The sequence below is a fragment of the Klenkia terrae genome (assembly GCF_037083865.1).
Taxonomy (GTDB): domain Bacteria; phylum Actinomycetota; class Actinomycetes; order Mycobacteriales; family Geodermatophilaceae; genus Klenkia; species Klenkia terrae.
Window position 1 is genome coordinate 69,921 of record NZ_JBAPLV010000018.1, and the last position, 25,581, is coordinate 95,501.

At 74.8% G+C, this 25,581-nt stretch carries 29 protein-coding genes; 15 read left to right on the plus strand and 14 right to left on the minus strand.

Features of this window, described 5'->3' with window-relative positions:
* Positions 1–57 precede the first annotated feature (57 nt).
* The 3 genes from UXQ13_RS16195 to UXQ13_RS16205 are packed head-to-tail and all read left to right on the plus strand — an operon-like array spanning position 58 to position 3,160.
* Complete coding sequence (locus UXQ13_RS16195) at positions 58–1,353, plus strand: ABC transporter substrate-binding protein (protein WP_225233862.1); 1,296 nt, start codon at positions 58–60, stop codon at positions 1,351–1,353.
* The gene (locus tag UXQ13_RS16200; protein ID WP_225233861.1) at positions 1,350–2,294 is read left to right on the plus strand and encodes a carbohydrate ABC transporter permease; all 945 of its coding nucleotides are present in this window, start codon (positions 1,350–1,352) and stop codon (positions 2,292–2,294) included. The genes UXQ13_RS16195 and UXQ13_RS16200 overlap by 4 nt, the downstream gene beginning before the upstream one ends.
* Entirely contained in the window at positions 2,291–3,160 is an 870-nt protein-coding gene (locus UXQ13_RS16205) for a carbohydrate ABC transporter permease (RefSeq protein WP_225233860.1), read from the plus strand. Before UXQ13_RS16200 ends, UXQ13_RS16205 begins: the two co-directional genes overlap by 4 nt.
* Before the next feature lie 3 nt (positions 3,161–3,163).
* Here the strand turns inward: UXQ13_RS16205 and UXQ13_RS16210 are convergent, their stop codons facing one another.
* Both UXQ13_RS16210 and UXQ13_RS16215 read right to left on the minus strand, forming a co-directional pair.
* Complete coding sequence (locus tag UXQ13_RS16210; protein WP_225233859.1) at positions 3,164–4,585, minus strand: YcaO-like family protein; 1,422 nt, start codon at positions 4,583–4,585, stop codon at positions 3,164–3,166.
* A gap of 38 nt (positions 4,586–4,623) precedes the next feature.
* Positions 4,624–5,076, minus strand: a complete 453-nt coding sequence (locus UXQ13_RS16215; RefSeq protein ID WP_225233858.1) for an Lrp/AsnC family transcriptional regulator — start codon at positions 5,074–5,076, stop codon at positions 4,624–4,626.
* Positions 5,077–5,211: 135 nt separating this feature from the next.
* Here UXQ13_RS16215 and ald point away from each other — a divergent pair, with 135 nt between their 5' ends.
* Positions 5,212–6,315 carry an alanine dehydrogenase gene (gene ald / locus UXQ13_RS16220; protein WP_225233857.1) on the plus strand — a complete coding sequence of 368 codons (1,104 nt, stop codon included), beginning with the start codon at positions 5,212–5,214 and terminating at the stop codon, positions 6,313–6,315.
* Between the two features lie 147 nt (positions 6,316–6,462).
* Entirely contained in the window at positions 6,463–6,786 is a 324-nt protein-coding gene (locus tag UXQ13_RS16225; RefSeq protein WP_225233856.1) for a hypothetical protein, read from the plus strand.
* A gap of 99 nt (positions 6,787–6,885) precedes the next feature.
* On the opposite strand, the gene UXQ13_RS16230 is transcribed toward UXQ13_RS16225, so the two are convergent.
* The 7 genes from UXQ13_RS16230 to aceB form a co-directional block, all read right to left on the minus strand.
* Entirely contained in the window at positions 6,886–7,656 is a 771-nt protein-coding gene (locus tag UXQ13_RS16230; protein WP_225233855.1) for an aquaporin, read from the minus strand.
* The gene (locus tag UXQ13_RS16235; RefSeq protein ID WP_225233854.1) at positions 7,653–7,880 is read right to left on the minus strand and encodes a hypothetical protein; all 228 of its coding nucleotides are present in this window, start codon (positions 7,878–7,880) and stop codon (positions 7,653–7,655) included. Before UXQ13_RS16235 ends, UXQ13_RS16230 begins: the two co-directional genes overlap by 4 nt.
* Before the next feature lie 131 nt (positions 7,881–8,011).
* Positions 8,012–8,521, minus strand: a complete 510-nt coding sequence (locus UXQ13_RS16240) for a MarR family winged helix-turn-helix transcriptional regulator (protein WP_225233853.1) — start codon at positions 8,519–8,521, stop codon at positions 8,012–8,014.
* Positions 8,518–9,342, minus strand: a complete 825-nt coding sequence (locus tag UXQ13_RS16245) for an SDR family oxidoreductase (protein ID WP_336392543.1) — start codon at positions 9,340–9,342, stop codon at positions 8,518–8,520. Before UXQ13_RS16245 ends, UXQ13_RS16240 begins: the two co-directional genes overlap by 4 nt.
* Positions 9,343–9,373: 31 nt before the next feature.
* Positions 9,374–10,348 carry an MEDS domain-containing protein gene (locus UXQ13_RS16250; protein ID WP_225233851.1) on the minus strand — a complete coding sequence of 325 codons (975 nt, stop codon included), beginning with the start codon at positions 10,346–10,348 and terminating at the stop codon, positions 9,374–9,376.
* A gap of 118 nt (positions 10,349–10,466) precedes the next feature.
* Positions 10,467–11,687 carry a DUF6986 family protein gene (locus UXQ13_RS16255; RefSeq protein WP_225233850.1) on the minus strand — a complete coding sequence of 407 codons (1,221 nt, stop codon included), beginning with the start codon at positions 11,685–11,687 and terminating at the stop codon, positions 10,467–10,469.
* Positions 11,687–13,258 (minus strand): malate synthase A, encoded by a 1,572-nt coding sequence (aceB, locus tag UXQ13_RS16260; RefSeq protein WP_225233849.1) that lies wholly within the window; start codon positions 13,256–13,258, stop codon positions 11,687–11,689. The genes UXQ13_RS16255 and aceB overlap by 1 nt, the downstream gene beginning before the upstream one ends.
* Before the next feature lie 45 nt (positions 13,259–13,303).
* Between aceB and uraD the strand changes: the two genes are divergently transcribed.
* From uraD to UXQ13_RS16300, 8 genes are all read left to right on the plus strand, one after another.
* Positions 13,304–13,798, plus strand: a complete 495-nt coding sequence (gene uraD / locus UXQ13_RS16265) for a 2-oxo-4-hydroxy-4-carboxy-5-ureidoimidazoline decarboxylase (protein ID WP_225233848.1) — start codon at positions 13,304–13,306, stop codon at positions 13,796–13,798.
* Entirely contained in the window at positions 13,795–14,112 is a 318-nt protein-coding gene (uraH, locus tag UXQ13_RS16270; RefSeq protein ID WP_225233847.1) for a hydroxyisourate hydrolase, read from the plus strand. Before uraD ends, uraH begins: the two co-directional genes overlap by 4 nt.
* 8 nt (positions 14,113–14,120) lie before the next feature.
* Positions 14,121–14,582 carry a nuclear transport factor 2 family protein gene (locus UXQ13_RS16275; protein WP_225233846.1) on the plus strand — a complete coding sequence of 154 codons (462 nt, stop codon included), beginning with the start codon at positions 14,121–14,123 and terminating at the stop codon, positions 14,580–14,582.
* 52 nt (positions 14,583–14,634) lie between these two features.
* Positions 14,635–15,525 (plus strand): factor-independent urate hydroxylase, encoded by an 891-nt coding sequence (gene pucL, locus UXQ13_RS16280; protein ID WP_225233845.1) that lies wholly within the window; start codon positions 14,635–14,637, stop codon positions 15,523–15,525.
* Between the two features lie 221 nt (positions 15,526–15,746).
* The gene (locus UXQ13_RS16285; RefSeq protein ID WP_225233844.1) at positions 15,747–16,793 is read left to right on the plus strand and encodes a LacI family DNA-binding transcriptional regulator; all 1,047 of its coding nucleotides are present in this window, start codon (positions 15,747–15,749) and stop codon (positions 16,791–16,793) included.
* A 31-nt stretch (positions 16,794–16,824) separates the two neighbouring features.
* Positions 16,825–17,703 (plus strand): carbohydrate kinase family protein, encoded by an 879-nt coding sequence (locus UXQ13_RS16290; protein WP_336392544.1) that lies wholly within the window; start codon positions 16,825–16,827, stop codon positions 17,701–17,703.
* Complete coding sequence (locus UXQ13_RS16295; RefSeq protein WP_225233842.1) at positions 17,700–18,623, plus strand: pseudouridine-5'-phosphate glycosidase; 924 nt, start codon at positions 17,700–17,702, stop codon at positions 18,621–18,623. Before UXQ13_RS16290 ends, UXQ13_RS16295 begins: the two co-directional genes overlap by 4 nt.
* A gap of 4 nt (positions 18,624–18,627) precedes the next feature.
* Entirely contained in the window at positions 18,628–19,134 is a 507-nt protein-coding gene (locus UXQ13_RS16300; protein ID WP_336392545.1) for a phosphoribosyltransferase, read from the plus strand.
* On the opposite strand, the gene UXQ13_RS16305 is transcribed toward UXQ13_RS16300, so the two are convergent.
* The 4 genes from UXQ13_RS16305 to msrA form a co-directional block, all read right to left on the minus strand.
* Positions 19,123–19,671, minus strand: a complete 549-nt coding sequence (locus tag UXQ13_RS16305) for a DM13 domain-containing protein (RefSeq protein WP_336392546.1) — start codon at positions 19,669–19,671, stop codon at positions 19,123–19,125. The genes UXQ13_RS16300 and UXQ13_RS16305 overlap by 12 nt on opposite strands.
* A 35-nt stretch (positions 19,672–19,706) precedes the next feature.
* Positions 19,707–20,000, minus strand: coding sequence for a hypothetical protein (locus tag UXQ13_RS16310; protein ID WP_336392547.1), 294 nt, complete (start codon positions 19,998–20,000; stop codon positions 19,707–19,709).
* Positions 19,997–21,121: a class I SAM-dependent methyltransferase gene (locus UXQ13_RS16315; RefSeq protein WP_336392548.1), complete on the minus strand. Its 1,125-nt coding sequence runs from the start codon at positions 21,119–21,121 to the stop codon at positions 19,997–19,999. Before UXQ13_RS16315 ends, UXQ13_RS16310 begins: the two co-directional genes overlap by 4 nt.
* Positions 21,122–21,246: 125 nt before the next feature.
* Positions 21,247–21,903 carry a peptide-methionine (S)-S-oxide reductase MsrA gene (gene msrA, locus UXQ13_RS16320; protein WP_225233837.1) on the minus strand — a complete coding sequence of 219 codons (657 nt, stop codon included), beginning with the start codon at positions 21,901–21,903 and terminating at the stop codon, positions 21,247–21,249.
* 73 nt (positions 21,904–21,976) lie between these two features.
* Here msrA and UXQ13_RS16325 point away from each other — a divergent pair, with 73 nt between their 5' ends.
* On the plus strand, positions 21,977–22,984 hold the full coding sequence (locus UXQ13_RS16325; protein ID WP_225233836.1) for an NADP-dependent oxidoreductase: 1,008 nt from the start codon (positions 21,977–21,979) through the stop codon (positions 22,982–22,984).
* On the opposite strand, the gene UXQ13_RS16330 is transcribed toward UXQ13_RS16325, so the two are convergent.
* Entirely contained in the window at positions 22,974–24,749 is a 1,776-nt protein-coding gene (locus UXQ13_RS16330; protein ID WP_336392549.1) for a putative bifunctional diguanylate cyclase/phosphodiesterase, read from the minus strand. The two genes, UXQ13_RS16325 and UXQ13_RS16330, sit on opposite strands and share 11 nt — an antisense overlap.
* A 105-nt stretch (positions 24,750–24,854) precedes the next feature.
* Between UXQ13_RS16330 and UXQ13_RS16335 the strand changes: the two genes are divergently transcribed.
* A complete protein-coding gene (locus UXQ13_RS16335; RefSeq protein WP_225233834.1) occupies positions 24,855–25,544 on the plus strand; it encodes an alpha/beta hydrolase in 690 nt (229 codons plus the stop codon).
* The last annotated feature ends 37 nt before the right edge of the window (positions 25,545–25,581 follow it).

Below are 25,581 nucleotides of genomic sequence, written 5' to 3' on the forward strand. Positions count from 1 at the left end.
AAACTTGACGCACAAGATCGACTGGTGCGGTGCACAGCCAGCCCTCAAGGTCGGGCCGTGATCAGGTCACAGCTGTCCCGACGGGGATTCCTGGGCGCTTCGGCGGTCGGCGCGCTGGCCCTGGCCGGCTGCGGCACCGGGTTCGCGCTGCAGCGCGGCGACGGCACCGCCAGCCGGGAGGGCCGGCTCAGCTTCACGCTGTGGGCCGGCGAGGCCGAGCTCGCCGCGTTCACCACGGTGGCGGAGCGGTGGACGGCGACCAGCGGCATCCCCGTGGTGTTCAACGTCGTCCCGTTCAGCGAGGCGCTCACCGGCGTGGACGCCAACCTGGCCAGCGACCGGGCGCCGGACCTGTTCCGGGTGACCTACCAGGACATCGGCATCTACGCCGCCGGCGGCGCCCTGCTCGACCTCACCGACCGGCTGCCCGCCGGGTTCGTCGACGGGTTCGGCCCCGCCTTCGTGTCGGCGGTCAGCAACGGGGACCGGGTCTACGGGGTGCCGCACCACACCGACACCTCGCTGGTGCTCTACGACGTCGAGGCGCTGGCTGGCGCCCGCATCCCCACCAGCCTGGACGACGCCTGGAGCTGGGAGGAGTTCCGGTCGATCGCGGCGGACCTGCCCACCGGGGACGCGCAGTTCGCCTTCGGCGTGAACTGGCAGCTGGCCGGGGCGTACCGGTGGCTGAACTGGGTCGACCAGCTCGGCGGCCGGCTGCTGACCGAGGACCTCACCGGGCCCGCGATCGACGACCGGGCCGGCCGGGAGGCCCTGGCCTTCACCCAGTCCTTCTTCACCGACGGCCTGGTCCCGCCGACGACGTCGACCAAGGGTGCCTACGTCGACGAGCTGTTCACCACCGGGACCATCGCGATGGTCTTCGCCGGGGACTTCCTGCTGCCCACCATCGACCCGGCGTTCGTCGCGGCCGGCCGGGAGTACGGCGCGACCTTCCTGCCCGCCGACGAGCGGGCCTCGGCCGACCTGGGCGGCAACGCCGTGGTGGCCACCGCGCAGTCGGTCAACCCCGAGGCGGCCGCGGACTTCCTGGCCTTCCTGTCCGACGACGAGCAGCAGGCGCTGTTCTGCGAGCAGGCCACCGTGCTGCCCACCCGGACGGCGCTGCTGGGCCAGCAGCTGGACTACGCCGTCCGGCCCGACCTCATGGAGCTGTTCGTGGAGCAGGCCACCACCATCACCCCCGAGCTGTCGGCGCAGGTGACGGTGCCGCAGTTCAACGCGGTGAACGCCTCGATGGTCGACCGGCTGGAGCAGGCGTTCCTCGCCGGCGACGACCCCGGCCAGGTGCTCGCCGACCTCGCCGAGGACATCACCGGACGGCTGTCGTGACCACCGCGGCGCCGGCGGCGGTCACCGCACCCGGCCCCGAGCAGCCCACCCCGCCACCGCGGCGGCGGCCCCGGGTCTCCCGCGACGCGGTGGCCGCCTGGGGTCTGCTGTCGCCCAACCTGGTCGTCTTCGGCGTCTTCCTCTTCGTCCCGCTGCTGGCCACGGTCTGGCTGTCGCTCTACTCCTCGTCCGGCTTCGGCCCGCGGGAGTTCGTCGGCGCGGACAACTACGCCGAGCTGTTCGCCGACTCCACGTTCTGGCGGGCCACCCTCAACACCGGCCTGTACGCGCTGCTCACCGTGCCGGTCTCGCTGGTGCTGGGGCTCGGGGTGGCGCTGGCGATGAACCGGCCGCTGCGCGGGCGCGGCGTCCTGCGGGCGATCTACTACGTGCCCTACGTGATCAGCGGCGTCGTCGTCGCGGTGGCCGGGCGGTGGATCTTCAACGAGAACGTCGGCGTGGTGAACCGGCTGCTGCGCTCGGCCGGGCTGGACGGCGTGCCCTGGCAGTCCGACGCGGTCGGGGCCATGAGCTCGCTGGTGCTGATCAGCATCTGGACGAAGGTCGGGTTCTGCATGGTGGTCTACCTGGCCGGCCTGCAGTCGATCCCCAAGGAGTACCTGGAGGCCGCGCAGACCGACGGCGCCGGCCGGTGGACCCAGCTGCGGTACATCGTGGTCCCGCTGCTGAAGCCGACGACGATCTTCCTGGTCGTGCTCGGGGTGATCGAGAGCTTCCAGGTCTTCGACATCGTCTACGTGCTCACCGGCGGCGGGCCCGGCAACGCCACCGAGATGCTGGTGACCTACGCCTACGCCGAGGGCTTCGACGCCCGCCGGCAGGGCTACGCGGCCACCATCGGGGTGGTCACCTACCTGTTCATCGCCGTCCTCACCGCGCTCTGGTACCGCCGGCAGAAGGCCCAGGAGGCGGACCTGTGAGCACCTCGACCTCGACCTCGACGAAGAGAAAGCCCCGCACGCCGCAGCGGGCGGGCGCCGGCTGGGCGTCCTGGCGGGCGGTGGCGCTGGTGGTCGGCGCCCTGGTCATGCTCTTCCCGCTGTACTGGATGGTCATCACCGCCTTCAGCGGCCAGGGCGCGCTGACCAGCGGTCCGCTGCGGTTCTTCCCGGCCGACCCCACCCTCGACGGCTTCCGGCGGGCGTTCGCGCTGCTCCCGTTCAGCAGCTTCTTCCTCAACTCCACCGCGATCGCGCTGGTGGCGATGGCGCTGTCGGTGACGCTGAACCTGCTGGCCGGCTACGTGCTGGCCAAGTACCGGTTCCGGGGCCAGCAGGTCGTCTTCGTGATGATCGTGTCCACGCTGATGATCCCGGTGCAGGTCGTGATGGTGCCGCAGTTCCAGCTGGTCGCCGGGCTGGGCTGGATCAACTCGTACTGGGCGGTGATCGTCCCGCGCGCGGCCGAGGCGTTCGGCATCTTCCTGTGCCGGCAGTTCATGCTCGGCATCCCCGACGAGGTCCTCGAGGCCGCTCGCCTGGACGGCGCCGGGCACCTGCGGATCTTCTGGTCGATCGTGCTGCCGATGAGCCGGCCGCTGATCGCGGTGCTGGTCATCCTCACGTTCATGTACCGGTGGAACGAGTTCGCCTGGCCGCTGATCGTGCTCAACGACCAGCAGCTGTTCACCGTCCCGATCGGGCTGGCGTTCCTGCAGGGCGAGTACGGCACCGACTACCCGGCCCTCATGGGCATGGCGTTGCTGTCCACGCTGCCCGTGCTGGTGGTCTTCGCGATCTTCCAGCGCCAGTTCGTGGAGGGCGTGGCCCGCAGCGGGCTGCGCTGAGGGTCAGCCCAGCCGCTGCGGGGCGTGCCGGGCGGGCTCGCGGTAGAGCGGGTAGAGCTCGCCGACGGTGCGCGCGACGGCGGCGACGTCCAGCCAGGCCGGCCCGCCCACCCGCTCGGTGGCCTCGGGGGTGAGCCGGACCGGGAGCCGGTCCGGCGTCGTCGGCGCCCCGAGCCCGACCAGGTCGGACCCCCGGGCCAGCAGGCGGCGCAGCACCCGCTCGCCGATCCGGCCGTAGGACAGCGTCTCGACCTCCAGGCCGGGCACCAGCACCTTGGCCACGTGCACGTCGCCGACCCGCACCGGCGCGACCAGCAGGTCGAACCCGGCCAGCCGCTCCCGGTGCAGGGCCAGGGTGTCCACGGGGCCGGTCACCGTCGAGGTGGGCAGGTCGGCGTAGGGCACCTCGGTGGTGCGCCGCCAGAGCGGGGCCAGCAGCTCGTCGAGCTCGGCCGTGGTCAGCCGCCCCCACGCCGTCATGGCGGCGAGGGCGCGGTCCTCCTGCGGGCCGAGCGGGACGGCGAGCTCGGCGGCCAGGTAGTCGGGGTGCAGCGCACGCACCCGGTCCAGCGGGCCGAAGGCGAACGCCCGACGCGCGCGGGAGGAGGCCAGCTCCAGCACCGCCTTGCGCACGGCCTCGGCCCGGTCCGGGGCCGCGGCCTCGCCGACCGCGCTGAGCACCACCGGCGGGTCCGCGGCGGCGTCCCGGGCCACCGCGTGCACGACCACGGCGAACTCGGTGCTGTCGAGCTTGACCGTGACCTCGAGCCCCGCGGCGGCCAGCTCGGCCAGCAGCCGGACCGTCTCCGGGTCGTCGATCCCGGTGACCACCCGGCCGGTGTCCAGCGCCCGGAAGTCGACCGTGTCGCCGTCGCGCTGGAGCAGCTCGCCGATCCCGTGCGCCACCGCCCGCTCGGCGGTGTCCCCGGCCCCCATCCCGTTGGTGATCGGGGTGACCAACCAGCCACCCGGCGGCGGTGCCGCGGCGATGCCGCCGGCGTGCGGGGCGACGAACTCGGCCGGGACGAGCACCTCCTCCCCGGTCGCCCACCGGGTGGTCGGCAGCCAGCGCAGCGGCCGGTCGAGGTCGACGTCGGCCCCGGCCGGCAGCACCAGCGTGCGGGGGTCGGCCACCCGGCCGGCGCCGCGCTCGCCGACCAGCTCGCGGTGGCTCGCCGTCCGTGGTTCCACGTGCAACAACGCGTCGTCCAGGAGCACCTGCTCGGCCAGCTCGCCCCAGGCGCCGATCGCCGCCGCCTCGGCGGTCGCGCCGTAGCCGACCCCGTGGCCGGACCGGGCGCCGTCCGCGGACCGCCAGACGGTCGCGGTCACCGGGACGCCGGTCCGGTCGTACGGGCGGAGGTCGAGCTCGGTGGTCGCGCCCTCCGGGAGGGCGGCGCGGTAGGCGGCAGCCGGGTCGCTCACCCGGTCACTGTGCCCCGGGTGCCCCGGTCCGCGCGCGCTCAGCCGCCGCGCTCGTGCTCGAAGATCAGGCTGGTGTTCGTCGCGGCGACCATCGGCTGGGTGGAGATCCGGTCGGTCACGAAGTCGCGCAGGTGGGCGGTGTCCCGGGCCCGGACGTGGACGACGAAGTCCTCGGCGCCGGCCAGGTAGAAGAACTGCGCGACCTCGGGCAGCGACCGCAGCCCGTCGGCGAACGCGGTGAGCTGGTGCCGCGCACCGGGGCGGATCCGCACCGAGACCAGGGCCTGCAGCGGCCGGCCGAGCAGCTCGGGGTCGACGTCCACGGTGAACCGGGTGATGACCCCGTCGGCCACCAGCGCGCGCACCCGGGCCAGGCAGGTGGACGGCGAGATGCCCAGCGCCGCGGCGAGCTGGTTGTTCGGCCGGCGCCCGTCCAGGCGCAGCAGCTCCAGCAGCCGCCGGTCGACGTCGTCCAGCGTTCGGCCGCTCACCGCACCGACCGGTCCCGGCCGCAGATCCTGCGGCTGATCGGCTCTTGCCTGCGCACTTGTTCGACTCCTCTGGCCCGCACCCGCAGTTGGTGGATGGATGGTGGCACGGCTCACCCACCGACCCAGGAGACCCCCGTGCTGATCGGCATCCCCCGCGAGATCAAGGACAACGAGCAGCGGGTCTCCCTGCAGCCCGACGGCGCCGCCGAGCTGGTGCACCACGGCCACGAGGTGCTCGTGGAGTCCGGGGCCGGCGTCGGCTCCCGGTTCTCCGACGAGGAGTACGCGGCCGCCGGCGCCCGGATCGTCGACGACGTGTTCCCCGCCGACCTCGTCGTGAAGGTCAAGGAGCCTGTCCCCGAGGAGTACCACCGCTTCCGGGACGGCCAGCAGCTGTTCACCTACCTGCACGCCGCGGCCGACCGCTCGCTGACCGACTTCCTGCTCGAGCGGCGGATCGACTCGATCGCCTACGAGACGGTGCAGACCCCCGACGGCCGGCTCCCGCTGCTGACGCCGATGAGCGAGGTCGCCGGCCGGATGGCCGTGCAGGCCGCCGCGCACCACCTGGAGAGCCCCGCCGGCGGCGCGGGCGTGCTCATGGGCGGGGTACCCGGCACGCCGGCGGCCAAGGTGACCATCATCGGCGGCGGCGTCTCCGGCACCGAGGCCGCCAAGATCGCCGTCGGCATGCGGGCCATCGTGCGGGTCTTCGACACCAACCCCGCCCGGCTGGCCTACCTGTCCGACGTCTTCGACGGCCGGCTGGACCTGGTGCAGCCCAACCGCTCCCGGCTGGCCGCCTACGTGGCCGACTCCGACGTCGTCATCGGCGCGGTCCTGGTCCCCGGCACCAAGGCGCCCAAGCTGGTCAGCCGCGAGATGATCGCCGCGATGCGCCCCGGCAGCGTCGCGGTGGACATCGCCATCGACCAGGGCGGGTGCTTCGAGACCAGCCGGCCGACCACGCACTCGCACCCGACCTACGTCACCGACGGCGTCGTGCACTACTGCGTGGCCAACATCCCCGGCGCGGTCGCCCGCACCTCGACCCTGGCGCTGACCTCGGCGACGCTGCCCTACCTGGTCACGGTCGCCGACCACGGCGTGCGCGGCGCGGCCCGCACGTCCCCGGTGCTGGCGAAGGGCCTGACCTCCCTCGGCGGGCAGCTCACCAGCGAGCCGGTCGCCGCCGCCCACGGCCTGCCCTGGACGGCGGGCGAGCAGCTGCTGGGGTGAGCCCGGACCTTGACGGGTCGACGCGTGTCCGTCACTCCACGGAGTGATTCCTCAACGCTGAGGTATATCCAGGTGGTTGACGGGCACAAGAGGGCTGCCGCACCGTGGATCTACCCGGTGCAGACAGCCCGATGACGAGGAGCAAGCGTGAACACCTTCGTGACCTGCGCGGTCGTGGAGACCCTGGAGTCGCACGCGTTCGAGCTGGGCCTCGCGCTCGAGCTGGATGCGCCGAGCGGCCTGGTGGTCCGCGAGGACCCGCACGTCCCGGGGGTGTTCTACCTGGAGGCCTGCATCGAGGCCGCCGACGCCCAGCGCGCCCTGGCCCTCGGCCTGCAGACCACGGCGACGCTGACCGCGCAGCTCGGCCTCCCGGCCGAGGTCGTCGAGGTGTCGGTCGTCGGGCTCGACGGCGCCACCAGCTGGCTGGCCGGGGACCCCGTCCCCAGCTCGGTCGCGCCGCCGCACTGACCGCACCGACCCCACGACGACCGGCCCGGGCAGCAGCAGCTGCCCGGGCCGGTCGTCTCGGTGCGGGTGGTCCGGCGCCGGTGGTTCAGCGCCGGTCGGTCAGTGCCGGGACCCGGCGGTGGTCGGGTCCGGGGTGGTGCGCGACCCGGTGACGGCGTGCCCGCCGTCCGCGCTCCACAGCACGCGGTGCAGCAGCGCACCGATCACCGCACCGACGAGCGGGACCAGGACGAACAGCCACACCTGGGACAGCGCGGTGCCGCCGGACAGCAGGGCCGGGCCGAGGCTCCGGGCCGGGTTGACCGACGTGCCGTCCACCGGGACGGCGACCAGGTGGGCCACCACCAGGGCCAGGCCGATGGGGATGCCGGCGACCGCGGCGTTCGACGAGCGGGCCGTGGCGGCCAGCACGACGAGGACCAGCAGCGCGGTGAGGACCAGCTCGACCACGATCGCTCCGCCGATGCCGTAGCCGCCGGCCGAGGCCGCGCCCCAGCCGTTGGTGCCCAGGCCGTCGACGGACAGGTCGAAGGACGGGTCGGCGCTGCGGAAGGCCAGCACGACGCCGGCCCCGGCCACACCGCCGAGCACCTGGGCGACGACGTACGCGCCGGCGGCGGCGGGTGCGATCCGGCCGGCGACCAGCGCACCCAGGGTCACCGCCGGGTTGATGTGGCAACCGGAGATGGGGCCGATCGTGTAGGCCAGCACCAGCAGGCTCAGGCCGAACCCGAGCGCGATCCCCACGGTGCCGGTGTCCGGGGCGGCCACGGCGGTGCCGACGCCCCCGACGACCAGCAGCGCGGTGCCGAGGAACTCGGCCAGCGCGCGGACCGGCAGGGCAGGCTGGACGGTCGCGGTGTCGCTCATGCCGCGCGCCGGGTGCCGGTGGCGGCATCGGTCGCGGTCGCGGCGCCCTTGCGGGCCACCCGACCGGTCAGGTCACCGGCCTTGCGCAGCCCGCGGGACAGCGAGCTGGGGCCGCGGCGGGTCTCCAGCTGCTGCCCGGCGCCGCGCAGCAGGCGGGAGAGCAGGGGGACGGCGACGCTCAGCAGCACCCAGGTGCGCAGACGGCGGGACAGAAAGGCCCACACGGGCTTCCTCCAAGGGGACGGCGACAACAGATCGGATGCGATCGGGTTGCCCGTTACGGTTCCTACGTCGTAAGGGGCCGCCGACCTGCTGTCATTACGCCGTAAGCCCGCCGTTCAAACATCCGGCCGGCTCAGGCCTCCGGCGGGGTCCGCCCCAGGGAGACCAAGAACCGCCGCAGCAGACCCGCCAGCTGGGCCTGCTCGGCGGCGCTGAGACCGGTCAGCATCGCGTGCTCGGTCTCCAGGTGGTCGGGCAGCGCGGCGTCCAGCGCGTCCCGCCCGGCGGCGGTCAGCGTCACCACGACCGCCCGCCCGTCGGCGTCGCTGCGCCCCCGGGTGATCAGGCCCTTCTCCTCCAGCCGGTCAAGCCGCTGGGTGATCGCCCCGCTGGTGACCAGCGCGGTCCGCATGAGGGCCGTGGGCGTGAGCTGGTAGGGCTCGCCGGCCCGGCGCAGCGCCGCCAGGACGTCGAAGGACGGCGCGTCCAGGCCGTGCCGGGCGAACGTCGCCCGCTGGGCGAGGAAGACCTCCCGCTGCAGCTGGGAGATCCGGCCGATCACCCCCATCGGGGCGCAGTCCAGGTCGGGCCGCTCGCGGGCCCACTGGGCGAGGATGACGTCCATCGCGTCGCCGGCGGTCACGCCGGGTCCCCGAGGTCGGCGAGGTGCTCGGCGTAGCTGCGGGGCGGGCGGCCCAGCAGGTCGGTGAGCACCCGCGGGCTGCCGGTGAACCCGTGCGCCCGGTAGTGCTCGAACATCGTCCGCAGGCACCGGCCGGCGTAGCTGTCCTGCTCCGGCGCCCGGGTGTCCACGGCGGTGACCGGCCGGCCCAGGTGCGCCGCCATCGCGGCCGCGACGTCCGGGGCGGTCAACCGCTCGGGGCCGACCGCCTCGAAGGTGCCGCCGTCCAGGCCGTCCTCGGTGAGCAGCACCGCGGCGGCCGCGGCGACGTCGCGCAGGTCCACCAGCGACTGCGCCTGCCGCACACCCCAGGCGCTGCGCAGCTCGCCGGTCTCGGCCGCGGTGCGCAGCGCGGCGTCCAGGTTGTCGGCGTACGCGCACGGCTGCAGCACCCGCCACGGCACCCCGGCGGCGTCCAGCGCCTCCTCGGCGCGGTCCTTGGCCGCGTGGTGCGGCATCGCGCGCAGCTGGGGCCGGAGCACCGAGTGGTAGACCACCCGGCCGACCCCGGCGTCGCGGGCCGCGCGGAACGCCGTCGGCGCCCCGGCCCCCTCGGTCGGCTCGAAGTTCGGCCAGATCAGGTACAGGGCGTCCGCATCGGCCAGCGGCAACCCGGCGGGGTCGCCCACCAGGTCGCCGACCACCACCTCGGCGCCGAGGCCGTCGAGCTCCGGCCTCGCCCGCGGCGTGCCGACGACGGCGCGCACCTCCTGGCCGCGCGAGCGCAGCTCGCGGACCACCGCCGTCCCGGTGCTGCCGCCGGCAGCCGTCACCACGATCACGGCACTACCTCAGCGGTGAGCTACCGCGGAGTCAAGCCACCGAGCGGTGCGCGCACGAACCGGCCTCGGCGCGCACCGGCGAGACGGCGGTCGTCAGCCGGACCGTGAACCCGGCAGCGGTCTGCTCGGTGTCGACGTGGTCGCACAGCTTGCGGGCCAGCCACATGCCCATCCCGCCCCGGGACAGGTCCTCGCCGTGGGCCGGTCGGTACCCGGCCAACCGCCCGTCGAAGGTGTGCCCGCCGTCGGAGATCGTCACCACCACCCGGTCCGCATCGGCCCACACCCGGGCCGACACCTGCCCGCCGCCGTGCCGGAAGGCGTTGGCCGCGATCTCGCTCGCCGCCAGGTGGGCGTCGTCGTCGGCCGCCGCGCTGCCCAGCCGGCCGACCAGCGCGTCGCGCAGCCGGTGCCGCAGCGCGGGGAGGGAGGTCGCGGGGTCGACGACCAGCACCGGGACCGTCCGCTGCACCGGCTCCTCGGGGACGGGGAGCTCCGCGGCCAGCTCGGCCGGGGAGCGGTGGCCGGGGACCGGGCGCACCTCGCCGCCGACGAGCTGCTCGGCGTGCACCAGCAGGGCCTGCGCGAGCACCTCCGGCGGGGTGGTCCGCCGGTCGTAGACGCACAGCGAGGCCATGCCGCAGTCGGTGAACACGTGCTCGTGGGCGAGCTCGCCGCGGACCCGCTCGTCCCAGACCCGCCGGGACCGCTCGCGGACCTGGCCCAGCATCCGCAGCCGGCGCCCCTGCCCGACCGCCGTCGCCAGGAACCGGGACTGCGCCTCGATGGAGTCCGGCTCGCGCGGCGTCGAGGGCCCGTGCTCGTAGACCTCGACACCGGGCACCGCGTCGCGCACCAGGGCAGCGGTCCGCGGGGCCAGCAGGGCCACGGTGAGGTCGCCCTCGGCGATGCCCTCCCGCAGGTAGGGCAGCACGACGGCGAGGAGTTCGTCGTCGGTCTCGACGACGGCGATGCGGTGGGTGCGCACCGCGGTGTGACCGAGCACGTCACCCCCTACCCAGACCGGCCCCTGTGACCGGACCCCGACATCATGGAGCATCCGCCGTGCACAACGCACCAAGGGGTGCGTGACGGGGGGCACCCCCGTGCCGGCCAGCGCGTCCTCAGCCGGTGCCGGCGCCCCCGGCGTGTCGCGCCCGACCGGCCAGCGCGTCGAGCTCGGCCCGGCCGAGCCCGGTGGCCGCGGCGGCCTCGGCGCCGTCCAGCGCGCCGCAGTCGACCCCGCGCAGCACCACCGACGCCAGCGCCCGGGCGGTCGCCGGCTCGTCGAGCACGCCGCCGTCCACCCGGGAGACGTAGGCCGCCAGGCGGGACCCGGCGGCGGGCAGCGCGGCCCGGAAGAAGGCGTAGGTGGCCGTGTACCGGGTGACCAGCTGGGCCGGGTGCAGGTCCCAGCCCTGGTAGAAACCGCGCTCCAGGGCGCGGCGGACCAGCCCGGCGTGCAGCTGCCAGCCCGCGTGGACCTGCTCGCGGGAGCCCACCGGCAGCACGTTCGTGGAGCCGTCGACCGCCCGGGCCCCGGTGCCGGCGACCGCCACCTGCATGGTGGCCTTGGCGTGGTCGGCGGCCGGGTGGTCGCTGGCCTGGTGCGCCGCGGCGATGCCCAGGGACGCCGAGTAGTCGTAGGTGCCGTAGTGCAGCCCGGTCACCCGGCCACCCCCGGCGTGCAGCATCGCGGCCAGGGTCGCCGCGCCGTCGGCGCCGAGCACCGCCTGCGGCGTCTCCACCTGCAGCTCCAGGTCCAGGCCGAGCCCGTGCGCCTGCTCCAGCGCGTCGAGGACCGGCAGGAACGCCGCGACCTGCTCCACCGCGGTGACCTTGGGCAAGGTGACGACCGCGCGGCCCCGACCGGCCAGGCCGGCCAGGAAGAGGTCCAGCGAGCGGACGCCGCGGTGCCGGGTCGGGCCCTCCAGCGACTTGGCCCGGGTGCCCCAGAAGGGCGGCAGCACCGGCTCGGCGGCCAGCACCCGCGCCGCCGTCCGCACGTCGTCGTCCTCGCGGTCGGGCGGGCCGCGGTAGCCGTCCTCGCTGTCGACCCGCAGGTCCTCCACGGGCTCCCGGGCCAGCTTCGCCCGCACCCGGGGCAGCACCTGCTCGACGAGGGCGGGGTCGAGCCCCAGGTCGGGCAGGCCGTGCTCGTCGAGGGCGGCCAGCGCCCGCTCGCCCCAGGACGCGACCAGCCCGGGGACGACGGCGTCGGCCGGCACGTAGCAGGTGTGCACCGGCTGGCGGGTGGACCGCTCCCCCGGGTAGGCCGCCGCCCGGGCGTCGTCCACCGGCCCCAGGCGCCGGTCCAGCTCGGCGTAGTGCTCCGGACCGAGCACTAGTCGATGAGGGTGTAGGCGGGGAGGGTCAGGAAGTCGGGGAACTCGTCGGCCAGCGCCACCTGCTCGAACAGCCGGCGGGCGTCGTCCACCCGGTCCAGGTCGCCGATCCCGGCGACCTCCTCCTCGATCACCCGGTGCACCAGCTCGGCGGTGACGGTCTCGCCGGTGTCCAGCACGACGCCGGTGCGCAGCCACTGCCAGACCTGGGAGCGGGAGATCTCGGCGGTGGCGGCGTCCTCCATCAGGCCGTGGATGCCGACCGCGCCGTTGCCGGCCAGCCACGCGGCCAGGTAGCGGATGCCGACCTCGACGTTGGCCCGCAGCCCCGCCTCGGTGCGCTCACCGGGGACCCCGGCGACGTCGAGCAGCTGCTCCCGGGTGACGTGGACGTCGTCCCGCTGCCGGGTGAGCTGGTTGTCGGCGTCGCCGAGCACGCCCTCGAACACCTCGCGGCAGATCCCGACGAGGTCGGGGTGGGCGACCCAGGACCCGTCGAAGCCGTCGCCGGCCTCCCGGGTCTTGTCCTCCCGGACCTTGGCCAGGGCGCGCTCGTTGGCCTCGGCGTCCCGGCGGCTGGGGATGGCCGCGGCCATGCCGCCGATGGCCATCGCGCCGCGGCGGTGGCAGGTGGCCACGAGCTGCTCGGTGTAGGCCCGCATCATCGGCGCGGTCATCGTCACCGCCGAGCGGTCGGGCAGCACGAAGTCCGGGCCGGCGTCCCGGAAGACCTTGACCACGCTGAAGAGGTAGTCCCAGCGGCCGGCGTTGAGCCCGGTGGCGTGCTCGCGCAGCTCGTAGAGCATCTCCTCCATCTCGAAGGCGGCCGGGATGGTCTCGATCAGCATCGTGGCCCGGATCGAGCCGCGCGGGATGCCGAGCTCGCGCTCGCAGTGCACGAAGACGTCGGCCCACAGCCGCGCCTCGAGGTGGGACTCCATCTTCGGCAGGTAGAAGTAGGGCCCGCTGCCGCGCTCGAGCTGCTCCACGGCGTTGTGGAACAGGTACAGGCCGGCGTCGACGAACGCGCCGACCACCGGGTCGCCGTCCACCAGCACGTGCCGCTCGTCCAGGTGCCAGCCGCGCGGGCGGGGCACGATCGTGGGCAGGACGGCGTCGGGGCGGACGGCGTACTGCTTGCCCTCGGGGCTGGTGAACGACAGCGACCCACGGACGGCGTCGCGCAGCACGAGCTGGCCGGTGACCACGTTGTGCCAGTGCGGGGTGTTGGCGTCCTCGAGGTCGGCCAGCCAGACGTCGGCGCCGCAGTTGAGCGCGTTGATCGCCATCTTCGGCTCGGTCGGTCCGGTGATCTCCACCCGGCGGCGCACCAGGCCCGGCGGGGGCGGCGGGACGGACCATTCACCCTCGCGGACGTCGGCGGTCTCCACCCGGAAGTCCAGCGGCTCGCCGTCGGCGATGGCCTGCCGGCGCAGCGCGCGGGTGGCCAGCAGCTCGTCGCGGCTGGCGCCGAACAGGTGCTGCAGCTGCCCGACGAACTGCAGGGCCTCCGGGGTGAGCACCTCCGCCGACCGCTCGACCTCGGGACCGATCACCTGGACGTCGACCACGCGCACTCCTTCGATCGGGGTTCTGGTGCTGGCATCCTCGCAGCCGTGGACCTGTCCAGCTTCTCCGCAGCGAGCCTCGACGAGGTGACCGAGGCGTTGCGCGCGTGCAACGCCGCCCGGTCCTTCGCCCCCACCGTCGCCGCCGGCCGGCCCTACCCGTCGGTGGACGCCCTGGTGGCGCGGGCGGGCGAGGTGTCCCGGGCACTCCCGTGGGACGAGGTGGCCCAGGCGTTGGCCGCGCACCCGCGGATCGGCGACCGGGTGTCCGGGGACTCGGCGGAGGCCGCATCGTCCCGGCGCGAGCAGTCCTCGATGTCCTCGGCCGCCGACGACGTCCGGGACGCGTTGCTGCAGGGCAACCGGGACTACGAGGACCGCTTCGACCACGTCTTCCTCATCCGGGCCGCGGGCCGGACGCCGGAGGAGATGCTCGCCGAGCTGCGCCGCCGGCTGGCGCACCCGCCGGAGCAGGAGCGGCCCGAGGTGCTCGAGCAGCTCGCCCAGATCACCGAGCTGCGGGTCCGGGGGCTCGTCTCGTGAGCGTCTCGACGCACGTGCTGGACGCGGTGCTGGGTCGGCCCGCGGCCGGGATGGTGGTGCAGCTGCTGGTCGGGGACGAGCTGCTCGCCGAGGGCGTCACCGACGCCGACGGCCGGTTCCGGCTGGCCGACCGGGACACCGGCACCGGCACCCACCGGGTGGTCTTCGGCACCGGCGCCTGGTTCGCCGAGCAGGGCCGGGAGACCTTCTACCCGTCGGTGACCCTGGAGTTCTCCGTCGTCGACGGGACGGCGCACCACCACGTGCCCCTGCTGCTGTCGCCCTTCGCGTTCAGCACCTACCGAGGGAGCTGAGGACCACCATGGCCGAACCCCGTCCGCCCTTCCCGCCCTTCGACGCCGCGAGCGCCGCGGCCAAGGTGCAGGCCGCCGAGGACGCCTGGAACAGCCGAGACCCCGAGCGGGTGAGCCTGGCGTACAGCGAGGACACCGTCTGGCGGAACCGCGACCGGTTCCTGACCGGCCGGGCCGAGGTGGTCGCGTTCCTCACCGACAAGTGGGCCCGGGAGCTGGACTACGCGCTCCGCAAGAGCCTGTGGTCGTTCACCGACGACCGGATCGCCGTGCGCTTCCAGTACGAGTGGCACGACGCGGACGGCCAGTGGTGGCGCAGCTACGGCAACGAGCTGTGGGAGTTCGACGAGCAGGGCCTCATGCGCCGTCGCGAGGCGAGCATCAACGATGCCGCCATCGCCGAGGCCGACCGCCGCATCACCGGACCCCGCCCCGAGGCCGATCGGGGCCGGGACATCCCGCTGCGCTGACCGACGTTCCACGTGCAACACCGCTGACACACCGATCGGAGAAGGTGCGCCCATGGCGATCGTGCTCGGACCCAACCAGTACGGGAAGGCCGAGGTGCGGGTGGTCGCGGTCGACCGCTCCACCCCCCGGCACACCCTCGTGGACCTCAACGTCAGCTCGGCGCTGCGCGGGGATTTCGCCGGGGCGTTCACCGACGGCGACAACAGCCACATCCTGGCCACCGACTCGCAGAAGAACACCGTCTTCGCCTTCGCCCGCGACGGGATCAGCACGCCCGAGGAGTTCGGGCTGCGGCTGGCCCGGCACTTCGCCGGCAGCTACGACTGGATCACCGGCGCGCGGATCGGCATCGAGTCCTTCGGCTGGGACCGGATCGCCGTCGGCGGGCAGCCGCACGACCACGCGTTCCGCCGGGCCGGGGGCGAGGTGCGCACCGCCGTCGTCACCGCCGACGGCGACGACCTGCACGTCGTCGCCGGGCTGTCGGACCTGGTCGTGCTGAAGACCACCGGCTCGGAGTTCTGGGGCTTCCCACGGGACGCGTACACGACGCTGCCCGAGACCCGGGAGCGGATCCTGGCCACCGCGGTGACCGCCCGCTGGCGCTACACCCGCACCGACCTGGACTTCGCCGCGGTCTACGACAGCGTCCGGACGACGATGCTGGAGACGTTCGCCTCCCTGCACTCCCTGGCCCTGCAGCAGAGCCAGTACGCGATGGCCACCGCGGTGCTGGAGCGGCACCCCGACGTCGCCGAGGTGCGGATGTCGATGCCCAACAAGCACCACTTCCTGCAGGACCTGTCCGCGTTCGGCCTGGACAACCCGGACGTCGTCTACCACGCCGACGACCGCCCGTACGGCCTGATCGAGGGCACCGTCCTGCGCGACGACGTCCCCGCCGCCGAGGTCGCCTGGGAAGGCACCCCCGGCTTCGTCTGACCGCCCTCCCCCGCAGCGTTGATCAGGGGGGTGCCGCATCGTCCGTCCTCCTGCGCCAGGTGTGGCGCAGGTGGACGGTGTTGGGGGCAGCCCCCTGAGCGTCGTGGCTCACCGGCGCCGGTGAGCCAGGACGGCCACCGGTGAACCCAGCTGATCCACGCCCGGGGACGCTGGGGCGCACGCGGTGCTCGGGGGGCGGTGCGCACGGTTACGGTTCACCCGTGCGGGACGCAGGGGGGATCGGCCGACCCGGACCCGTCCGGCGTCCCCGCGCCGTGGACGTGGCCGCCCGGGCCGGCGTCTCCGTGGCCACCGTGTCCTTCGTGGTCAACGGCAAGGCCGAGGGCCGGGTCTCCCCCGCCACCCGCCTGCGGGTCCTCGACGCGATCGCCGCCCTGGGCTACGTCACCGACGCCTCCGCGCGCGCCCTGGCCACCGGCCGCCGCCGGCAGGTCGCCCTGCTCGCCCACGACATGACCAACCCGTTCACCGCCCAGGTCGCCGCGGGTGCGGCCACCGGCATCGCCGAGGCCACCGACGGCACCGGGCACCTGCTCCTGCTGCTGGCCGCGGGCCTCGACGAACCCGACGTCGAGCCGGTCGGCGCGGCCACGGTGGACGGCGTGCTCATCAACTACCCGGGCACCCTCCCGGCCGGGCGGCCCGACCTGCCGGTGGTGCACCTGGACGACCCCGCCGCCGGCGGCCACCAGGTGTCCCTCGACGTCGCGGTCGGCGCCCGCGAGCTGGCCCGGCACCTCGCCGACCTGGGCCACCGGCACGTGGTGCACCTGGACAGCAACCGGCCCTGGTCCACCTTCGCCGAGCGCCGGGCCGCCTTCGCCGACGAGTTCGCCCGGCTGGTCCCCGGCGCGGTGGTCACCGACGACCGGTGCGACATCGACCTGGCCGCCGCCCGGGACCACGCGGCGCAGCGGGCGGAGGGCTGGCGGCGGTCCGGCGCCACCGCGGTCGTGGCCGCCACCGACGTGCAAGCCCTCGGCGTGCTGGCCGGGCTGCACGGGGCCGGGGTCGCGGTGCCGGGGCAGCTGTCGGTGGCCGGGTTCGACGACATCCCCTTCGCGGAGGTGTCAGCGCCCCCGCTGACCACGGTCGCGCTGCCCGCCCGCGAGCTCGGCCACCGCGGCGCCGTGCTGCTCGCCCAGGTCATCGAGGACCCGGCAGCTCCCCCCGGGGAGCCGGTCGTGCTGCCGGCGCACCTGGTGGTCCGCGGCAGCACCGGACCGGCGACCGACCTGATACGGTGACGTTAAGCGCTTAACCGTCCCAGGAGGAACCGTGCTGGTCTGCATCGGCGACGTCGTCGAGGACGTCGTCGTCTGGACCGACGGACCCCTCCGCACCGGCACCGACAACCCCGGCCGGGTCGTGCGCACCCGCGGCGGCAGCGCGGCCAACGTCGCCGTCTTCGCCGCGGCCACCGGGGCGGCCAGCCGGTTCGTCGGCCGGGTCGGCACCGACGCGCTGGGCGCCGCGCTCACCACCGACCTGGAACGGGCCGGGGTCGAGGTCCGGGTCCAGCGGGCGGGCCGCACCGGCAGCATCGTCGTCCTGGTCGACCCCTCCGGCGAGCGCACGATGGTCCCCGACCGCGGCGCGGCCGCCGAGCTGGCCGACCCGCCGCCGTCCTGGGTGGCCGGTGCGTCCGTCGTGCACGCCCCCGCCTACGCCCTGGCCACCCCGGGCCCGGCCACCGCGGTGCGCACGCTGTTCCTCGCCGCCCGGGACACCGGTGCGCTGACCAGCATCGACGTCTCGTCCGTCGACCTGGTGACCCGGTTCGGCGCCGATGCGCTGCGCGCCGCGATCATCCGGTTGGTCCCCGACGTGCTGATCGCCAACACCGAGGAGTCGGCCGCGCTCGGCCCGGTGCCCGGCGTCGCGACGACGGTGGTCAAGGCCGGCGCGGCGCCCACCACGGTCACCGGCCCGGACGGCGCCGTCGTCCGGGTGCCGGTCGACCCGGTGGCCGGCGTCCGCGACACCACCGGGGCCGGCGACGCCTTCGCGGCCGGCTTCCTCACCGCCTTCGCCCTCGACCGCGACCCGGTCGCGGCCTGCCGGGCCGGCCACGCGCTGGCCGCCCGCGTCCTGCAGCAGCCGGGCGCGAACCTCACCCCGGACCCCACCGTCGAACCCTCGGGAGCACCCGCATGACCTCCACCGCCGCACGCATCGGGCTCGTCGTCGCCGACGAGGTCGCCACCGCCCTGGCCGAGGGCCGCCCGGTCGTCGCCATGGAGTCCACGATCTTCTCCAACCTCGGGCTGCCCGCCCCCGGCAACCGGGAGGCCTTCGACCGGTGCGAGGCCGCCGTCCGCGCCGGCGGTGCCGTGCCGGCCGTGACCGCCCTCCTCGACGGTCGTCCGCGGGTCGGGCTGACCGCCGACGACGTCGACCGGGTGCTCACCGGCAGCTCCAAGGTCGCCGAGCGCGACGTCCCGGTGGCCATCGCCCAGCGCTGGGCCGAGGGCATGACCACGGTGTCGGCCTCGGTCGCGCTGGCGCACGCCGCCGGCATCGAGGTCTTCGCCACCGGCGGCATCGGCGGGGTGCACCGTGGGGTCGACACCACCGGCGACATCTCCGCCGACCTGGACGCCCTGGCCAGCCACCCGGTGGTCACCGTGTGCGCCGGCGCCAAGGCGTTCCTGGACCTCCCCCGCACGCTGGAGCACCTCGAGGCCATCGGCGTCCCCGTGCTGGGCTGGCGGCACGACTGGTTCCCGGCCTTCTACTCCCGCTCGGTCGGCCTGCCCGTGCCGCACCGCGTCGAGGACGCCGCCACCGTGGCCGGCGTGCTGCGCGCCCGGCTGCGCGAGGACACCGGCGTGCTGCTCGGCGTGCCGATCCCCGAGGCCGCGGAGATCCCGGCCGAGGAGATCGAGGCCAAGATGCTGCGCGCGCTGGCCGCGGCCGCCGAGGCCGGCGTGACCGGCCCCAAGGTCACCCCGTTCATCCTGGCCCGGATCGAGGCCGAGACCGACGGCGAGTCCATTCCGGCGAACCTGGCCCTGGCCGAGAACAACGCCGCCGTCGCCGCGGAGGTCGCCACCGCGCTGTCCGCCCTGCGGTGACAGCATGTCCGGTGTGACGGCACCGGAGCGGGAGACGCTCACCTACGAGATGTTCGGGACGGCGGGCCGCGACCTGGCCCAGCAGGTCGCCGACGACGGCTTCGAGCCCGACCTGATCCTGGCCATCGCGCGCGGCGGACTGTTCCTGGGCGGGGCGCTGGGCTACGCGCTGGACGTGAAGAACCTCTTCGTGATGAACGTGGAGTTCTACACCGGCGTCGACGAGCGGCTCGAGCTGCCGGTGATGCTGCCGCCGAACCTGGACCGGGTGGACCTGACCGGCGCGAACGTGCTCATCGCCGACGACGTCGCCGACACCGGCAAGACGCTGGAGCTGGTGCGCGACTTCTGCACCGGCTACGTCGCCGAGGTCCGGTCCGCGGTGGTCTACGAGAAGCCCCGCTCGGTGGTGAAGTGCGACTACGTCTGGAGGCGCACCGACGCCTGGATCGACTTCCCCTGGTCGGTGCAGCCCCCCGTGGTCAACCGGCGGGGCGGCCTAGCCCACTGAGACCGGGGCGGTGCCGAAGGCGACGTCGAAGCGGTCGCACCAGACCACCACCGAGGTGAGCCCGGCCAGGTCGACGTCGGCGGGGATCGGGTAGTTCTGGTTGCCGTTGGTGGCCGTCAGGTCGCCGAGCTCGACGAACCGGCCGTCGTCGTAGCTCCCCCACTCCCCGCCGCTGGGCCGGTCGGTGAGCCACACGACGACGTCGGGACCGTCGGAGGTGGCGAAGTCCTCCAGCCGCAGGAACCGGCTGCCGTCGGCCAGCTCGATGATCCGGGCGGTGCCGGTCGTGGCGTGCTCGCCGTCCTCGAAGGCACCCGCGGCCAGCTCCACCGGCTCGGCGGGCGGCGGCGGTGCCGACGACGCCGGGCCGGGCGTCGGCGCGAGGTCGGGCTGGAGCACCGGCTCGACCACCACGGGCAGCGCCTCGTCCACGGTGCTGCTGGTCCACAACCGCCACGGCTCGAAGACCAGCAGCGCGGCCACCACCCCCACGACGACCAGCCCACCCAGCAGCGCCAGCACCGTCCGTCTGCTCATGCCGGCACAGCCTGGACCTGGTCGGCCCCCGGCGTCTACGGCTCCCCGAGCAGCAGCCGGGCCACCGCGGCGGCCTCGGCGTCGTCGTCCCCGGCCCGGCGCAGCCAGGCGGCGATCGGCCCGGCCAGCGCCGGGGAGAGCGTGCTGATCCAGCCGGCGGTGCCGGCCCGGGCCTCGGCGACGTGCTGGGTGCCGCCGTCCGGGAGCTGCGCGACGACCTCCGGGCGGGTGGCGAGCAGGCCGCGGGTGGTCCACCGGCCCGGCGTCGTCCGGGCGGCGAGCTCCTCGAGCAGGTCGGCGGCCCGCCGGCGGTCCGCGGCGGCGCTCACGACACCCGCCGGATGCCGCCCCCGCCGGGCTTGGTGGAAGCGGTGACGGTGAACTTCGGGTCTCGCGAGACCTGGCGGGTGGGGCCGACGATGCGCCGCAGCGCGTCCCGGTGCGGCAGGTGGGAGTTGTAGACGCACAGCAGCTGGCCACCGGGTCGGAGCACCCGCGCCGCCGCCTCGAACAACCGCTCGGCGATCCCGGCGTGCACCGTCGTCCCCTGGTGGAAGGGCGGGTTGCAGGCGACCAGGTCGACGCTGCCCGGCGCCACCCCGGCCAGCGCGTCGTCGCGCACCACGGTCACCCGGTCGGCCACCCCGTTGGCGGCGGCGGTGGCCCGCGCGGAGGCCACCGCGGCCGCGGAGGCGTCCGACGCCAGCACGTCGAACCCGGCCCGGGCCAGCGCGACGGCCAGCACCCCGGTGCCGCAGCCCAGGTCGACCGCGGTGCCCGAGCCCTGCTCGGGCAGCGCGCGCAGCAGCGCCCGGGTGCCGATGTCGACCTTGGTCCCGGCGAACGCGGCGCCGTGCGCGGCGACGGTGAGTCCCAGGTCGGCGTGCTCGGCGACCCGTGGGAAGGACGAGGCGCCCGGTCGCGGTCCGGTGGCCACCAGCACCCGCGACTTCTGCCGGGCGAGGGTGGCGTGAACGGCGTCGAAGGAGTCGGCCAGCACGCCGTTCATCGCGTGCGTCATGTGCTTGACCCGGCCGCCGACGTACAGCGTGACGGAGGGGTCCGCGCCGGCGGCGACGGTCTCGGCGATCTCGCGCAGCGCGTCCAGGGACTTGGGCGCCTGCACCAGCACGACCCGGGCGCCAGCGGCGTCCAGCACCGGCAGCACCTGGAAGCCGGTCACCCCGGTGCGCTCGGCGTTGGCGGCCAGGGCCAGCTCGGCGACCCGCTGGTCGGTGTGCACCCGGACGCCGGTGGCGCCGTGCAGCGCGATCGCGCCGAGGGTCAGCGCACCGTGCGTGTCGTCGACGGTCAGCACGCCTTCGGGGTGCGCGGCGATGCCGGCCGCGGCCTCGTCGAGCAGCAGCCGGTCGGTGGCGTCCACCGCGACCAGGTCGGGCGCCTCGACGTCGGGGTACCGGGTCAGCTGGTCGAGGAAGGCGTCAGGCACTCGGCCCACTCTGCCCCACCGGTCGTCGTCCCCCTGCACGGAAGTCCGTCCTCCTGCACCAGATCTGGCGCAGGAGGACGGACTTCGGGGCACCCCCCTGATCGACGCTGGGGGGTGGAGGTGTCTCAGACGCCGGTGAGGCCAACCGGGCAGCTGACGCCGGTGCCGTTGACCGGGCAGTAGCCGTGGGGGACCTTGTAGAGGTACTGCTGGTGGTGGTCCTCGGCGTAGTAGAAGTCGCCCAGCGGCAGGATCTCGGTGGTGATCGCGCCGTAGCCCGCGGCCTTCAACCGGGCCTGGTACTGGTCGCGCGAGGCCTCGGCGGCGGCCTGCTGCTCGGGCGAGGTGACGTAGATCGCCGAGCGGTACTGGGTGCCGACGTCGTTGCCCTGGCGCATGCCCTGGGTGGGGTCGTGCTCCTCCCAGAACTCCTTGAGCAGCACGTCGTAGGAGACGACGGCGGGGTCGAAGACCACCAGCACGACCTCGGTGTGCCCGGTGCGCGCCGAGCAGACCTCCTCGTACGTCGGGTTCGGGGTGAAGCCCCCGGCGTAGCCCGCGGCGGTCGAGTACACGCCCGCGTGCTGCCAGAACACCTTCTCCACGCCCCAGAAGCAGCCAGCGCCGAAGACCGCGGTCTGCATCCCCTCCGGGAACGGCGGCTGGATGCGGTTGCCGTTGACCGCGTGCAGCTCGGGGATGTGCGGCAGCACCCGGGACCGGCCCGGCAGGGCGTCCTCCGCGGTGACCGAGCGCGTCTTGGCACGGGAGAAGAACGACATGGCCCGAATGTAGGACCGGCCCGCAACCCCGCCGACCGGGAACAGACCACCCCGCGCCCGCACTGGAAGGGGTATGCCGATCACCACGCGCGAGGTCCAGCTGGTCGCCCGCCCCCACGGCGAGCCCGTGCCCACCGACTTCGCCACCGTCGAGCTGCAGCGCCCGGACCCGACCGAGGGCCAGGTCGTGGTGCAGAACCTGGCCATGTCGGTGGACCCGTACATGCGCGGCCGGATGAACGCCGGCCCGTCCTACGCCCCCGCCTGGGAGCTCGGCGAGACGATGCAGGGCGGCGCGGTCGGCCGGGTCGTGGCCTCCCGCTCGTCCCGGGTGCCCGAGGGTGCGCTCGTGGTGAGCAACGCGGCCTGGCGGGACGTCGCCGTGCTCGCCGACACCGAGGTCTCGGTCCGCCCCGACGCCGACGACGTCCCGGTGACCTGGCACCTGGGCGTGCTGGGCATGCCCGGGCTCACCGCCTGGGCCGGGCTGCACCGGCTGGCCGCCTTCGAGCCCGGCGACGACGTCTTCGTCTCCGGTGCCGCGGGCGCCGTGGGCAGCCTGGTCGGCCAGTTCGCCCGGCTGTCGGGGGCCGGCAGCGTCGTGGGCAGCGCCGGGACGCCGGAGAAGGTCCGCTGGCTGACCGAGGACCTCGGGTTCACCGCCGCCTTCGACTACCACGACGGACCGGTCGCCGACCTGCTCGCCGCCGCGGCCCCCGGGGGCATCGACGTCTTCTTCGACAACGTCGGCGGTGACCACCTCGAGGCCGCGATCGGCGCCTTCCGGGAGCACGGGCGGGCTGCGCTGTGCGGCGCGATCTCCGGCTACAACGCCGTCGAGCCGCCGGCCGGACCGCGCAACATGTTCCTGGTGGTGGGCAAGCGGCTGAGCCTGCGCGGGTTCATCGTCGGCGACCACGCCGACCTGCGCCCGCAGTTCACCGAGGCGGTGACCGGCTGGCTGCGCTCGGGCGAGCTGACCGCCCGGGAGACCGTCCGCGAGGGGCTGGACGCCGCCGTCCCGGCGTTCCTGGACCTCCTGCGCGGCGGGAACACCGGGAAGATGCTCGTCAGGTTGTGAGCGGCAGCTGCGCCGGGGCCGGTGCGACCGGCTCCGGCCGGCCGAACAGGTAGCCCTGCGCGTAGGTGCAGCCCAGCGCGGCGAGGGTGTCGCGCTGCAGCTCGGTCTCCACGCCCTCGGCCACCACGTCCAGCGACAGGCTCCGGGCCAGCTCGACGATGGAGGCCACCAGCGTGGTCGCCGCGCCGCCGCGGGCCAGGTCGGTGATGAAGCTGCGGTCGACCTTGACGATGTCGGCGGGCAGCTGGCGCAGGTAGGACAGGCTCGAGTAGCCGGTCCCGAAGTCGTCGATGGCGATGCGCACCCCGAGGTCGCGCAGCTGCTGCAGCCGGGCGCAGACGGCCACCAGGTCGTCGGCCAGCACGCTCTCGGTCACCTCGAGCACCAGCCGCTCGGCCGGCAGACCGCTGTCGGCCAGCGCGGCCCGGACCGTGCCGACGAAGTCCTGGTCGGCCAGCTGCACGGCCGAGACGTTGACCGCGACCTTGCTCGGACCGCACTCCCCGCCCAGCCCGGTCACCGCGTCGCGGGTGGCCTGCCGGAGCACCCAGGTGCCCAGCGCCGTGATGGCACCGGTCTGCTCGGCGATCGGGATGAACTGCAGCGGCGGGATGGGTCCCCGGGTGGGGTGCCGCCAGCGGAGCAGCGCCTCGTACCCGCTCGCCTGCCCGCCGGGCAGGGTGACCACGGGCTGGTAGTGCACGGCGAGCTGGTCGCCGGCGGCCATCGCGGCCGTCAGGTCCTCGGCGAGGGCGGCGCGGTCGGTGACCGCCTCGGCCATGCCCGGCACGAAGCTGACCACGCGGTTCCGCCCGGTCGCCTTGGCCTGGTACATCGCCAGGTCGGCGTTGCGCAGCAGCTCCTCGGCGTCCCGCCGTCCGGCCGTGCCCGTGGTGGCCACGCCGATGCTGGCGGTGACGGTGACCGGACGACCGGTGAGCTGCACCGGCACCCGCATGGCCGCCTGCAGCCGGCGGGCGACGTCCGAGGCGTGCGTGGCCACCCCCGGAACCAGGACGGCGAACTCGTCGCCGCCGAGCCGGACCACCAGGTCGTCGGCGCGCACGCCGGTCCGCAACCGGTCGGCGACCTCGACGAGGAGCTGGTCGCCGAACAGGTGGCCGCGCCCGTCGTTGACCGCCTTGAAGCCGTCGAGGTCCAGGAACAGCACGCTGAGCGGGCCGTCGTGGCGGAGCAGGCGGGCGGTGGCCTCCTCCAGCCGGCGGCGGTTGCCCAGCACGGTGAGCGGGTCGGTGCGGGCCCGGTCCTCGGCGAGCTGCCAGGTGCGGTGGTGCACCAGGCAGACCAGGAGGGTGGCGACCACCGGCAGCAGGTCGTAGGGGTCGGTGCGGCCCGGGTGGTAGACGACCACGCCGAACTCGGCGACGGCGACCACCACCGCGGTGGGGACGATGACCCAGTCCTGGTACAGCGCGCTGACCGCGATGGCCAGCAGCATCCAGCTGAACGCCTCGCCCTGGCCGGTGATCGGCACGAGGGTCGCGGCGCCCACGGTCAGGCTCAGCGTGGCCAGCACGGTGCGCAGCCGGGCGGGCCAGCCGGCCCGGGTGGCGAGCACCGCCGGCAGCCCGGCGAGCAGCAGCACCGAGGACGCCGGTCCGCGGCCGTGCCCCAGCGCACCGGTCAGCAGGGCCAGGGCCACCGCCTGGGTGAGGGCGGCGCGGACGATCCAGCGGTGCCGCAGCTCCCACTCGGCCGCGGCCAGGGACGTGCCCGCACGCCAGCCACCGAGCCACGAGGTCATGCCCCCTTCTCGGCACAGCGGTGCGGATCACACAGCCCAGGAGGCCGGTGATCACCCTTCGGGGGTGCGGGCGAACCGGTTCCGGCCGACCATCGAACGGTGCCCGTGACCGACCCGCAGCTGGAACGCCACCCCGTCGACGGCGAGACCCGGGGGGTGGCCCTGTTCTGCCACGGCGGGACGGCCGCCAGCCAGGCCCCGCCCAAGGACCGGGCGCTGTCCCTGGTCCGGATGCGGGCCTTCGAGCGCTTCGTGCGCGACGACCTGGGCGGCCGCGGGGTCGAGACCGCGCTTGTCCGCTACCGGGTGGCGGGCTGGAACGGCGAGGCCGCCGACGCCTACCAGGACGTGCACTGGTCGATCGAGGCGTTGCGCGCCGACCTCGGCAAGGACGTCCCGATCGTGCTGGTCGGGCACTCGATGGGCGGCCGGGCCGCGCTGAAGGCCGGCGGCGACCCGCAGGTGACCGCCGTCTGCGCGCTGGCCCCGTGGACTCCGCCCGGCGAGCCGGTGATGCAGCTGCGCGACCAGACCGTGGTGATCCTGCACGGCTCGGGCGACCGCTGGGTGCCCGCCAAGCTGTCCGCGGACTTCGCCGTCCGGGCCCGCCGGGCCGGTGCGCGGGTCGCCCGGTTCACCACCCCCGGCGGGCACAGCATGCTGCGCGGCGCCCACCGCTGGCACGGGTTCGCCCGCGACGTCGTCCTGGCCGGCACCGGTCTCGAACCGATGCGGGCCGACGTGGCGAACGCTCTGCAGCTGCCGAGCCCGGAGGGTCTCGCGGTCCCGCTCTGACTCGTCGGTGGGGTACCGCACGGCACCCCGACTGCCG